Here is a 12,439-nt window from a genome sequence, read left to right on the forward strand (position 1 = left end):
CCGACTGATGCGTCGTCTGCTTTTTGTTTTCGCGCTTGCTTTCGCGCTTCCCGCACTTGCCCAGCCCGCTATCGAGCGCGTCGAGCCTGCGTTCTGGTGGGCGGGGATGGTCCACACCGAGTTGCAGGTGCTCGTCTACGGCGACGACCTCGCCGGAGCCCGCGTGTCGCTCGACGCCTACCCCGGCGTGACGCTCCGCGAGACAGTCGCGGTAGAGAGCCCGAGCTACGTTTTCCTGACGCTCGACCTCGCGCCGGACGTGCAGCCGGGCACGCTCACGTTCCGCTTCGATCATCCCGATGGCGCCCTCACGCACGCCTACGAGCTACGCCCGCGTACCCGCCAGCCGGGCACCTACGCGCAGGGCTTTTCGAGCGAGGACGTGATCTACCTCATGATGCCCGACCGCTTCGCCAACGGCGATGTCGCCAACGACTCGATCCCGGGCTACCTAGAAGGCGTCGACCGCAGCGACGTGAACGCGCGCCAGGGCGGCGACATGCGCGGCGTGATCGACCGCCTCGACTACCTCGATGACCTCGGCCTCACCGCGATCTGGTTCACGCCCGTCTTCGAGAACGACATGACGCCCGAATACGGCGCCTATCACGGCTACGCGGCGACCGACATGTACGCCATCGACCCGCGCTTTGGGACCAACGACGAGTTTATCGAACTGGTCGACGCCTGCCATGCGCGCGGGATGAAGGTCATCATGGACATGATCCACAACCATGTCGGCGACCGTCACTGGTGGATGGCCGACCCGCCGACGTCGGACTGGTTCAACAGCTGGGAGGAATACGGCCAGACCAACTACGTCGGCGCGGCGGCGCTCGACCCGTACGCGTCCGATAGCGACCGTGATCGGCTGCTCAATGGCTGGTTCGTCCGCGAGATGCCCGACCTCAATCAGAAGAACGAGTTGCTGGCGCAGTACCTCCTCCAGAAGACCGTCTGGTGGATCGAGCACTCCGGCATCGACGGCATCCGGATGGACACCTACGTCTACCCCGACAAGGACTACATGGCGCGCTGGGTGGACTATGTCATGGCCGAGTTTCCCACGTTCAACATCGTCGGCGAGGCGTGGCTGCAGCGGACGGCGCACCAAGCCTACTGGCAGACCGGCTTCGAGGGGCACACCGACGGCTACGACGCGCGCCTCCGCAGCGTGACTGACTTCCAGGTGCACTATGCCCTCGTCCGCGGTTTCCAAGACCACAGCAGCCTCTTCGAGCTATACATCCAATTGTCGCAGGACTACCTCTACGACCACCCCAACGACCTCGTCACCTTCCTCGACAATCACGACGTGCCGCGCTACCGCACGCAGGTGGGCGGCGATGCCGCAGCCGTACGCATGGCGCTCGCGGTGCTCTTGACCACGCGCGGCATCCCTCAGGTCTACTACGGCACCGAACTCGCCTTCGAGAACGACGGCGACGAGGCGCTCGGCCACGGCGTACGCCGTCAGACGATGCCCGGCGGCTGGCCCGACGACGACCGCAGCGTGTTCGAGGCGGCGGACCGTACGCCCGAGGAGGCGCTGACCGTCGAGCACTTCCGTGCGCTCGCGCAGTGGCGGAAGACTGCTGAAGTGGTGCACGACGGTCGGCTCACGCAGTTCGTCCCGCGCAACGGCACCTACGTCTACTTCCGCTGGGAAGATGAGCCGAACGGCGATGCGGTGATGGTGGTCGTCAACCGCAACGACGAGCCCTACGATCTCGGCCTCGACCGTTTTTCGGAGCGGCTCCAGGGCGTCACCTCAGGCCGCGATGTCGTGTCTGGTGAGCGCTACATCCTCGACGGTGAAAAGGTCACGCTCCCTGCACGGACGACGCTGGTGCTCGAGTTGAGCCGTTGACTCTGCCGGACAGTCTAGCGTCGGTGCTGTAAACGCGTTAGCCGGTCGGTATACAGAAGCTGGTGCCGTTCGCTGGCCTCGGCCCAGGAGCGAGGCATTGCGTGCTTGCCTAACACGACTTCGTCGATGGCTGCCCGCACTTGGTGTGCGCAAATGTTTGGGCTGATCTGTCCGATGCCTGTGCCGAGGCCAGGAAACGCGACGGAGCGAACGCGATCCGAGACAGGAACGCCATCAGTGAAAGTGCCGTCGCGCAGCAACAGCAGAACCGCACGGGCCGCCAGATAGGGGTTCACTGAGTCTCGTAGAATCATAGGCACGCGCATGGTGGGTGCCGCTATCAGGTGACGGATCGTCGAGGCTCCCGTCGGGAGTATCGCAGCCGTACCGACAAGCAACTCACCGGCGTGTTGCTCCACGATGACCTCGCGCAAGCGATCCTGAAGCTGGCGACCAAAATGGTCGAGGTAGACCGCGTCGATCCCGCCATCCATGAAGCCGAAACTGTTGGCTGGGCTGACTACAGCATCCACGTTCAGGTCCAGGATGGAGCCTTCGTGCACCTCGGCAAAGGGGAGGTCGCTGCAATGCGCACGCCACGCCCGTGCCATCGAAGGTTGGACGGCCGCCAACACGATGCGCATAGGGCTTAAGGTGGCGGGATTGTTCATGAGCGATGCTGTCGAGGAGGTAGGACGTGGCTTCAGAACCGAAGCGCGGGCGCTACCGCGGGCGGAGCCAGGGGAGCGGGTCTTGCTCGTCGTTGCCGTCGTAGAGGGCGAAGAACACGCCAGCGCCACGCGGTGTGGTCGCCGTACCGGCACGACCGATGACTTGGCCGCTTCGCACGCGGTCGCCGGGCGCCACGCTCACGAGCGAGAGGTTGCCGTAGACCGTCTTCACGTCGCCATGCTCGATGATGAGGTAGCTGCCGAACGACGGCATCCGCGAGGCGCGCGCGACAACGCCGTCGAACACCGAGCGCACCTCGGCCCCCGCCGCTGTGCTGATGTCGATGCCGGGGGCGGTCGTGATGGTGTTGGTGACCGGGTTGGTGCGCTGGCCGTAGCGTCCCACCAGCGTGCCGAGGGCAGGCCAAGGCAGACGGCCCCGGTTGTCGCGGAACGAGCCCGAGAGCCGAGCGGCGCGGGCAATTTCTGCCTCGGAACGCGTATCGGCTGGGTTGAGGGCCTCACTGCGTTCTGTCTGAATGAGGGCGCTGATACGCGTACGCAGTTCCGTGGCATCGGCTTCGCGCTGGCGGATCTCAGCTTCGAGCGCCGCCCGCTGCCCCGAGAGTTGCGTCACCAGGGCCGTCCGCTCGTCCTTGCGTGAGGCGATTTCAGACTGCTCGCTTCGCTCGCGCGCAATGAGTCCCTGCACGTCTCCTTTGGCGGCGTCCAACTCGATGCGCTGCGCTTCGAGCGCGGCGGTACGTTCGCGGACGCGGTCCATCTGGCGCTGCCGGTCCTCCGTGAAGCGGCGGAGGTAGCGCGCCCGTACGAGCGCCTGGGTCACGGACTGCGCCGAGAGGATCAGCGCGAGGTCGGACAGGCGGCTCCGTTTGTAGGCGGATCGGGCCCGCGTCGCATACGATTCACGCAGCGACTCGATCTCGGCCTCCAGGGCGTCGACGCCGCGCTGGAGCGAGTCGGTGCGCGCATTTAGGAGGCGGAGTCGCCCGCGATAGGAGGCGATCAGGTCTTCCCGCAACCCCAACTCGGCGTCGAGTTCGCGCAGCGTCGCCATGGCCGTTTGCTCATCGGCCCGCGTGGCATCGATGCGGGCGGAGAACTCCTCGATTTCGCTCTCCAGGTCGCGGAGGGCGTTCTGGGACTGGATGCGCTCGGAGAGCGTGCTTTGTGCCCAACTAAGCGGAGCTAGCGCAACGAGCGACCCGAGCACGAGCAGGCGCAGCGGTAAAGCAGACAGCATGAGTAGCAAGGCGAGGTGTGCGACGAGAGCGAACGGTCGGTAGGAGGCTGACGACCGTCAACGTGGTGGGGCAAGCATTATTCCACGCGTTCCACGTCCATCCCCTGTGGTCGCGGGCTCGGAAACGTGAGTGCTGGTGGATTGACCGTCAGCTTGACGTGCTCGAAGATGACCGTCGCCTCCTCACTCGGCGCCTGGATCATCACGCGGCGCGGCACGACGATGCCATCGATCTGGTCGAAGGACGAGAACGTGCGGATGCTGAGGATCTCCCCAGCCGGACCGTAGTCGACGGCCTCGACGACGCGCCAGAGCGCGGGGTCCACGCGGAGGCGCTGCTCAACGGGGCCACTCGGCGTCGCGAGCGTCGTGGCGAGGAGGTAGTGTGCGCTGTCACTGGCGACCGTCCAGTCGGCGTCAGCCAGCGGGGTGACCGTGCCCGTCAGGCTCGCGAACAGATCGCGGCTCGACGGCGGAAGCGGGACAAACCGGGAGGCGGCGTCGAGCGGTCCGGTGTAGTAGGTCCCGCCGAAGGTGTAGGCGACGTAGAACGAGTCGGGCGTGACGAGGCCTTCGCCCACGCGGATGCCAAAGGGGCCAGACAGCGAGCCAAACAGCGAGTCGGCAGACTGCCGCAGGCGAGCTGAGAGCGTCGCGCGTTGTCCAGGGCGCTCGACCTTGATGCGACTCTGGCTCTCGAACGTCTGGAGCGGCTGCGCTTCCAACCGCACGGCTTCGACGATGGCGGCGGCTGGGTGGTTGGGGAAGGCGTCCGGGAGTTCAGCGTCCGGCGCGTCGCTCACGAGTTGGCTCGTCCGGCATCCGGCGGCTGCCATGAGCACGCCCGTCAAGAGCAGACAAGATCCCAGTCGAACGTGGCGCATGTGGTGCAGAAGGCGTGGCGGTGGAGGGGAAAGCTAGCACGAAGCCGACGGGGGCGTTCGCCTCGTCACTTGTGTGCAGCACGACGCTCAAGGCGCGCGCGTGAGCTTTTCGCGGAGGACGGCGTTGTTGGGATCCAAGACGAGTGCCTGCTCCCAGGCGATTCGGGCGGCCTCGCCGTTTCCGAGTGCGCTCTCCGCATCGCCGAGGCGCTCGAGTTGTGTAGCCGAGGGGGCGTCGAGGGTGCGCAGGGCATACGCGGCGTCGCGGGGGCGGTCGGCTTCGAGATAGGCGACGCTGGCAGCGTCCACCAACGTCGGCTGGCCGGGAAAGAGGAGCAGAGCCTCATCGGAGAGGCGCTCGGCAAGCGACGCGTTGCGTGCGAATAGGGCCGTCTGGATCGCTTCGGCCCACCAGTCCAGGCGGCGTGGCTCTGCCTGAACGGCTCGGGCCACCAGGCGCGCAGCCTCGCCAGCGTTCCCCTGTGCGCGGTGCAGGAGGCCAAGCATCCGAAGCGCGTCGGGCCTCGTTTCCAGCGCGAGAAGCCGCTCTAGCGCTGCCATCGCTTCAGGGCGAACAGCAGGGTCGTTCTCCGCGCGGTTGAACAGCGCGGCGGCCCGTCCGAACAGTGCGTCGGGATCTTCCGACGCTCCCAGGCCGGCGAGCAGCGCCGTTGCGCCTTCGGCGTCGGCGTCCTGCATCGCTCGGGCGAGGAGCACCGCCACCTGCGCGTCGTGCGGATAGTCGGTGCGGAGTGCGTCGAGGACGACCTGCGCCTCGTCTGTGCGCTCGGCATCGAGATAGCGACGCGCGAGATCGAGCCGGACGGGGTAGGCATACGGATCCTCGTCCAGGAGCGCTTCTACTTCGGCGAGGGCAGCGTCGGTCTGGCTCGTTTTGTCATAGAGCCGGATGAGCTGGCGCCGGATCGGTCGTGGATCAGACACGTGGGCTAGCCGAGCGCGTTGCGCCTGGATCGACTCGTCAACGCGGCCCAGCGATTCTAGGAGGGCGGCTTGGGCTGCGCGGGCCTCGTCCGCGTCAGGGTCGCGTTCGAGGGCCCGTTCGTACGCTGCCAAAGCCTCCCCAGGACGCTCGGCTGCGCGGAGCAGATCGGCGATGAGGAGGAGCGGGGCGAGAGCGCTCTCGTCGGCGCGCGCGGCCTGCTGGGCGAAGAAGAGGGCGTCGTCAGGCTGGTCGAGCGCTTCGTAGGCTTCGGCCATGGCCAGTAGGATCGTCGCATCCGGGCCGACCAAGTCAAGCGCCGTCGCATAGGCTTCGAGTGCGCCCTCAAAGTTGCTCAGGCGGGCCTGCGTCAAGCCGCGTACGAATAGGCCCTGCGCTACGAGATCCTGGCCGTTCACGGGTGACGCCGTTCCTTCTGACGCCGTCTCTTGCGCAGACGCCTGGGGGGCCGCAACAGAAAAGGCGGCGCAGGCACAGACGACGAAAGCGAATGGGAAACGCATGCGAGGCAAGAGGATGGCACACGGACGAGGGTAGCAGTACAACGGACGGCGTCACGGAGTTGTGCGGCCCGCGCGGTATTTTCGCCCGATCCGACGAGGATCGCTACCCACAAGATCGCTACCTGAAATCGCCATGGCCCAGCCCCGTTTCCGTGCCCCGGACACGATGCTCATCATTTTCTCGATCATCGTGCTCGCGGCGGTGGCAACATGGTTCATCCCGCCGGGCGCGTTCGAGAAGACGATGATGGAGGTGGAGGGGGCTGGGGAGCGCGAAGTCGTCGTGCCGGGCTCGTTCAACTACCTCGAGCGCGACGATGATGGCTGGCTCGGACGGCTTGGCGGTACGCTCGGCATTATCCTCCTTGCGCCGATTCTGGGCATCACCGACCCTGACGCTGTACCGATCATCGCGTTCGTCCTGCTCGTCGGCGGGGCGTTCGCCGTGCTTCAGCGGACGGGGGCCGTGGATGCCGCGTTGCGAAGGCTTGTTGGTGCGGCGGAGCAATCACGGGCGGTTCAGTTGGCGCTCGTCCCACTTTTCATGGCCTTGTTCTCACTCGGCGGGGCGACGTTCGGGATGGCGGAGGAGACGATTCCGTTCGTGCTCATTTTCGTGCCCCTGGCCCTCGCGCTAGGGTACGATAGCATCACGGGCGTAGCGATCCCGTTCATCGGGAGCGGCGCCGGGTTTGCGGGGGCGTTCCTCAACCCCTTTACCGTGGGTGTCGCGCAGGGCATCGCCGAGGTGCCGCTCTTCTCGGGCGTGCCGTTTCGCATCGGCCTCTGGGTGTGCACGACCACGGTGGCGACGGCCTTCGTGATGTGGCACGCAGCCCGCGTCAAACGGGACCCGACCCGTAGCCCAACGTATGCCCTGGATCAGAAAAAGCGCGCCGAAGAGGGCCTCGACGATTCGGCAGCGGATGCCTCCCTTACCCCACAGCAGCGCAACGTGCTTCTGGTGTTCGTCGCGGGGCTCGGGGTGCTCGTCTTCGGTGTGCTGGAGTTTGGCTGGTATATCAACGAAATCGCGGCGCTCTTCGTGGCGCTCGGTATTGTGATGGGGCTCGTCGGCGGGCTTGGTGGCAACGGTACGGCGAAGGCCTTCCAAGAAGGGGCACGCGACCTCGTGGCGACGGCGCTCATCATCGGCCTCGCGCGGGGCATCCTCATCGTGCTGCAGGATGCGCAGGTCATCGACACGATTCTGTTCGCCCTGGCGTCAGCCGTTGGCGACTTTGGGCCTGCCGTCGCCGCGTCGGCGATGTACGGCGTGCAGACAGCGATCAACTTCTTCGTCCCTTCGGGTAGCGGCCAGGCCGCCCTCACCATGCCACTCATGGCCCCGCTCGCTGACCTTGTCGGTGTGAGCCGCCAGACGGCCGTGCTCGCCTTCCAGATGGGCGATGGCTTCACGAACCTCATCATTCCCACGAGTGCCGTCCTGATGGGGGCGCTGTCCCTCGCCGATGTGCCCTGGCAAACGTGGGCGCGCTGGATCCTGCCGCTTCAGTTGCTGCTCTTCGCGATGGGCGTCGTGGTCCTCGTCATCGCCGTGAGCATCGGCTGGACAGGGTGAGGATTTGAGATGGGCGATTTTCGATTCTAAAATCCGCCAAACGAAAAACCTCAATCACGCGTGCTTCCGCCACGGTGGCGGCGCCCCTGGCCCCACATGAGCTTGCTGCGGAGCGTCTTGAAATAGGTTTGCCCCGGCAGCGTGACGAGGCGCGCGACATAGTCGGCCTTCCGAATCGACATGCGGAGCCCGTCGGTGCCGGGGCGCTCGGTTTGTCCGTCGGCCGCCACCACATAGCCGCCCCCCCGAGCGCTCACTTCGAGCTCGATCTGGCACGAGTCGGGCAGGATGATGGGGCGGGCGGTGAGCGTGTGCGCGGCGATAGGCGTCAGCACGACGACCCCCGAGCCGGGCGTGATGATCGGACCGCCCGCGGAGAGCGAGTAGGCCGTCGACCCCGTGGGCGTGGCGACGATGAGGCCGTCGGCCCAGTAGGTGTTGAGATACAGGTCGTCCACCGTAGCCTCCACCTCGATCATGCTCGTCGAGCCCGACTTGTCGATCACGAAGTCGTTCATCGCTACGAACGTCTCCGTGGGGCCGTCGGTGTGGTGGAGGGTAGCTTCGAGAAGAAGCCGCTCCTCCGTGTCGAAGCGCCCGGCTTCGATCTGGACGAGGGCGTCGGTGAGGTCATTGACTTCGACCTTTGCCAGGAAGCCAAGGCGCCCGATGTTGACGCCCAGGATTGGCGTGGCAGCGCTGCCTACATCGGCCACGGAGCGGAGCATCGTCCCATCGCCGCCGAACGAGAGGACGAGGTCGCAGTGCCGGGCGAGGTCGGAAACGGCCTCACGGCGGCACGTCGCGGTATCGACCAATGAACGGCGATCCAACCCTTCCGCGATGTGCGTGTCCAGGCAGTAGCCCAGGTCGCGTTCGTCCAACCAACCGAGCAGGTCGGCCACGGCAGGCCAAAGCTCGTCCTTGTAGGGGTTGCCGGTGATGCCGTAGGTCATGAGGGGCGCAGAAGAGGGGACGGGCGCCAGAAACATACGCGCGCCGGGTAAGGGCCTGACGGTTGAGCGCGACTAGCGACGGGTGACCAGCGAATAGAGTCAGCTAGGCCTTGACTCTTTGCTGCTTGTCTGGCACCTTCCAGTCGCTCTACACTCGTCCTTCGTCGCTCCACGCTCCCATGCACCTCGTCATCGTTGGCAACGGCATCGCCGGGATCACGGCCGCGCGGCACGTCCGCAAGCTCGACGCCAGCGCGCGCATCACCGTCGTCTCGGACGAGAGCGATCACCCGTACTCGCGCACGGCGCTGATGTACCTCTACATGGGCGACCTCCAGTTCGCGCACACGAAGCTCTACGAGGACGGCTTCTGGACGAAGAACCGCATCGACCTCGTCCGCGACCGGGTGTTGGCGGTGGATGCGTCCGCGAAGACACTGACGCTGCGCGACGCCCAGCCGATGAGCTACGACAAGCTCCTCATTGCTACAGGCTCCGTGCCGCGATTCGCAGGCTGGCCTGGGCAAGAGCTCAAAGGGGTGCAGGGCTTCTACGACCTCCAAGACCTCGACCGAATGGAGACCGACACGGCTGGTGTTCGGCATGCGGTTGTGGTCGGAGGGGGGCTCATCGGCGTCGAACTCGCTGAGATGCTGCATACGCGCGGCATCGGAGTGACGCTGCTCGTCCGCAGCGCATGGTACCTCCCGGCCGCGCTTCCCGAGGAGGAGGGCATGATGGTCAACGAGCACATCCGCGCGTGTGGCATCGACCTGCGGCTCGAAACCGAACTCGCCGAGGTGCTGCCCGACAGCTCCGGCTGCGTCCACGCCGTTACGACGAGCCGGGGCGACACCGTCGAGGCGCAATGGGTGGGCATCGCCATTGGCGTTGCGCCGAACGTCGCGTTCCTGAAAGGCTCTGGCATCGAAACAGACCGGGGCGTCCTGGTGGACGAGCACTTTCAGACGAACCTCCCCGACATCTACGCCGCGGGGGACTGTGCGCAGCACCGGACGCCACCGCCGGGGCGTCGACCGATCGAACCGCTGTGGTACGCAGGCCGCGTGCACGGCGCAACAGCCGCGTTCGGCCTGTGCGGTCAGCCGCGTGCGTATGCGCCCGGCGTGTTCTTCAACTCCGCGAAGTTCTTCGACCTCGAATGGCAGGTCTATGGCGACCTGAACACGACGCTGGCCGCCGACGAGCGGACGCTCTACTGGCAGCATCCCACCGAGGACAAGGCGATCCGGCTCAACTACACCGTCGCCGATAGCGCACGCAACGTGTCGAGTCTCACGGCGGTCAACGTGATGGGCATCCGCTATCGTCACGACGTGTGCACACACTGGATCGAGCACGGCACCGACATCGAGACGGTGCTCCAGAACCTCGGCGCGGCCAACTTCGACCCCGAGTTCACCGCCCAGCACGAAGCCGACCTCGTCGCGCAATACAATCGCCAGGCGGGGCGCACTCTCACCCTCGAACGTACCCGCGGCCGTATTCGCTCGTTGTTGGCCCTCAGCCGATAGCTTCGTCCGATTGATGGCTTCGCCCGATTGCTCCGCCCAACGCACTGAATTTCAACGCTAGCCGCCACACGCTATGACCACCGCGCCCTTCCGCCTCAGCGCCGACCGGCCTGCGTTCGACCAAGTCCCGAACTACGATCCGTCGCTGTCGCTCACGGGCAACCCGGCGTATCACCCATCGACCGCGCAGAAGGTCGCGCTCGTGTTTGTGGGCATCGGTGCGCTGGCGTGTCTCGTGGGATGGGCGAGCGGAAGCGGCTTCGGCGGCGCGTTACTTGCTACGGTCGTCATCGGGTTCGGGGGGGGCGGCATGGCCTACGCGTGGCTCACCTACGGGCAGGGGCATGCGGGCATCCAGAATCACGGGATTATGTTCAGTGCGCAGCAGGCGCGCGGACACGTCGGTTGGCTCTGGGGCATCCTGCTCACGGGGCTATACGTCCTCGTCTACTGGTTTCCGCAGTACCTCACCGGTCTGATTGCCGTCTTCGACCCGATCTCGAACGCGCTCGGCTATCCGGAAGGCTCGCGCCAGTGGGTGATGTACGGCTCGTTCTACTCGCTCGCGGTCGGGACGATGGGTGTGCGGGCGTTCTTGAAGTACCGCCACATCCGCTATCAGAAGATTCGCACGGTCAGCGTCGTCTTCTTCCAGCTCGTTTTCGGCTATTCGCTGCCGTACCTCTTCGTGCTGCTCGACCAGCCAGAGCTCTACCTGCACTACTTCTGGCCGCTTGACTACGACGGCCTCTGGCCCGACACCTTTGGCTGGATGCCGATGGCGGCGCTGATCTTTGGCGCGGCGATGATCTTCATCGGCACGCCGGTGCTGACCTACTTCTTTGGGAAGCGGTGGTACTGCTCGTGGGTTTGCGGCTGCGGCGGCCTCGCTGAGACGGCAGGCGATCCCTATCGGCACCTTTCCGACAAGAGCCAGCGCGCCTGGAAGATCGAGCGCTGGATGATCCACGGCGTGCTCGCGTTCATCATCCTGACGACGCTGATGCTCTGGGCCAACGCGCAATGGGGCGTGCTTGGCCCCATCGCCACAGGCTTCAAGAAGTGGTACGTCTTCTTCATCGGGCTGATGTTTGCCGGCGTGATCGGCGTGGGGTTCTATCCCGTGTTCGGCAGCCGCGTGTGGTGCCGCTTCGGCTGCCCGATGGCAGCGATCCTCGGCCTTCAGCAGCGCTTCTTCTCGCGCTTCCGCATCACTACCAACGGCGGCCAGTGCATCTCGTGCGGCAACTGCTCGACCTACTGCGAGATGGGCATCGATGTGCGGTGGTATGCCCAGCGCGGCCAGAACATCGTGCGCGCTAGCTGCGTCGGCTGCGGTGTGTGCTCGGCCGTGTGCCCGCGCGGCGTGCTCAGCCTCGAAAACGGGCCGCGCGATGGCCGAATTGGAGCACCCCAGAACAACTTGATTGGCGACCTGGACATCCTGTAGCGATGCGTTGCGCCGTCGTAGGTCTTGCGTGTGTGCTGGCACTGTCCGCATGCGTGTGGCCTAACCCGCGCGATATCGACGCCGTGCTGCTCGCGCGTCCTGTTCAAGAACCTCCTGCTCGCGAGCCTCGGGTCGTGTTCGTACCCCCGCAGGACACACCGCGCTTCGTCTGGATACGGCCTGGTTCGTTCCAGATGGGTTCTGATCTGGATGAGCCGATGGGCCCGCTCGACCGGGACACGACCGCGTCGGGCATCGATCATGAACGGCAGCACGATATCATTCTCACGCGCGGATTCTGGCTCGCCACCACCGTGACAACGTGGTCGGTTTGGAATGCGGTGATGGGCACGAGCGGCGGCCGTGGAGGTCCGCAAGCCCCAGCACGCATCCTTTCGTGGGACGATACGCAGCGTTTCTTCCCTCGGCTGAGCGGCCCGGCTACCGACTCCACCGACTCCGTCCTTCGGTTTCGGCTACCAACCGAAGCGGAGTGGGAGTACGCAGCGCGGGCAGGCACGACGTCGCCGTGGTCGCATGGGGTTGACGAGGACTCGCTCACCGCGTATGCCTGGACTCGGAGCAATGCAGCCGGCAGGGTGCAGCCCGTCGCGACGCGCAAGCCCAACCCCTGGGGGTTGTACGACATGCACGGAAACGTATGGGAGTGGGTCGCCGATTGGTACGCAGACGACGCCTACGCCACCACACCCCGCATCGACCCGCGAGGGCCCGAGCGCGGCCGCGAGCGGGTACGCCG

Annotated in this window: 10 protein-coding genes; 5 read left to right on the forward strand and 5 right to left on the reverse strand. The window is 65.8% G+C overall.

The annotated features are described in order from the left end of the window. Positions 1–7: 7 nt before the first annotated feature. A complete protein-coding gene (locus AAFU51_18375; GenBank protein MEO1573219.1) occupies positions 8–1,870 on the forward strand; it encodes a glycoside hydrolase family 13 protein in 1,863 nt (620 codons plus the stop codon). A gap of 14 nt (positions 1,871–1,884) precedes the next feature. Here AAFU51_18375 and AAFU51_18380 read toward each other — a convergent pair whose 3' ends face one another. From AAFU51_18380 to AAFU51_18395, 4 genes are all read right to left on the reverse strand, one after another. Beyond that, the gene (locus AAFU51_18380; GenBank protein MEO1573220.1) at positions 1,885–2,541 is read right to left on the reverse strand and encodes a macro domain-containing protein; all 657 of its coding nucleotides are present in this window, start codon (positions 2,539–2,541) and stop codon (positions 1,885–1,887) included. 52 nt (positions 2,542–2,593) lie between these two features. Further along, positions 2,594–3,805: a peptidoglycan DD-metalloendopeptidase family protein gene (locus tag AAFU51_18385; GenBank protein ID MEO1573221.1), complete on the reverse strand. Its 1,212-nt coding sequence runs from the start codon at positions 3,803–3,805 to the stop codon at positions 2,594–2,596. Positions 3,806–3,882: 77 nt separating this feature from the next. Continuing rightward, positions 3,883–4,689: a DUF4292 domain-containing protein gene (locus tag AAFU51_18390; protein ID MEO1573222.1), complete on the reverse strand. Its 807-nt coding sequence runs from the start codon at positions 4,687–4,689 to the stop codon at positions 3,883–3,885. 87 nt (positions 4,690–4,776) lie between these two features. Next, positions 4,777–6,051 carry a tetratricopeptide repeat protein gene (locus tag AAFU51_18395; protein ID MEO1573223.1) on the reverse strand — a complete coding sequence of 425 codons (1,275 nt, stop codon included), beginning with the start codon at positions 6,049–6,051 and terminating at the stop codon, positions 4,777–4,779. Positions 6,052–6,289: 238 nt separating this feature from the next. Between AAFU51_18395 and AAFU51_18400 the strand changes: the two genes are divergently transcribed. Beyond that, positions 6,290–7,738, forward strand: a complete 1,449-nt coding sequence (locus AAFU51_18400; GenBank protein MEO1573224.1) for a TIGR00366 family protein — start codon at positions 6,290–6,292, stop codon at positions 7,736–7,738. Between the two features lie 50 nt (positions 7,739–7,788). On the opposite strand, the gene AAFU51_18405 is transcribed toward AAFU51_18400, so the two are convergent. Continuing rightward, positions 7,789–8,694: an NAD(+)/NADH kinase gene (locus tag AAFU51_18405; GenBank protein ID MEO1573225.1), complete on the reverse strand. Its 906-nt coding sequence runs from the start codon at positions 8,692–8,694 to the stop codon at positions 7,789–7,791. A gap of 179 nt (positions 8,695–8,873) precedes the next feature. Between AAFU51_18405 and AAFU51_18410 the strand changes: the two genes are divergently transcribed. From AAFU51_18410 to AAFU51_18420, 3 genes are all read left to right on the forward strand, one after another. Continuing rightward, positions 8,874–10,229 carry an FAD-dependent oxidoreductase gene (locus AAFU51_18410; protein MEO1573226.1) on the forward strand — a complete coding sequence of 452 codons (1,356 nt, stop codon included), beginning with the start codon at positions 8,874–8,876 and terminating at the stop codon, positions 10,227–10,229. A 73-nt stretch (positions 10,230–10,302) separates the two neighbouring features. Further along, complete coding sequence (locus AAFU51_18415) at positions 10,303–11,679, forward strand: 4Fe-4S dicluster domain-containing protein (protein MEO1573227.1); 1,377 nt, start codon at positions 10,303–10,305, stop codon at positions 11,677–11,679. 194 nt (positions 11,680–11,873) lie between these two features. Then, on the forward strand, positions 11,874–12,439 hold a 566-nt coding region (locus AAFU51_18420; GenBank protein MEO1573228.1), incomplete at its 3' end, for a formylglycine-generating enzyme family protein.

The sequence above is a fragment of the Bacteroidota bacterium genome (assembly GCA_039821555.1).
In the GTDB taxonomy this organism is placed as follows: Bacteria; Bacteroidota; Rhodothermia; order Rhodothermales; family Rubricoccaceae; genus JBCBEX01.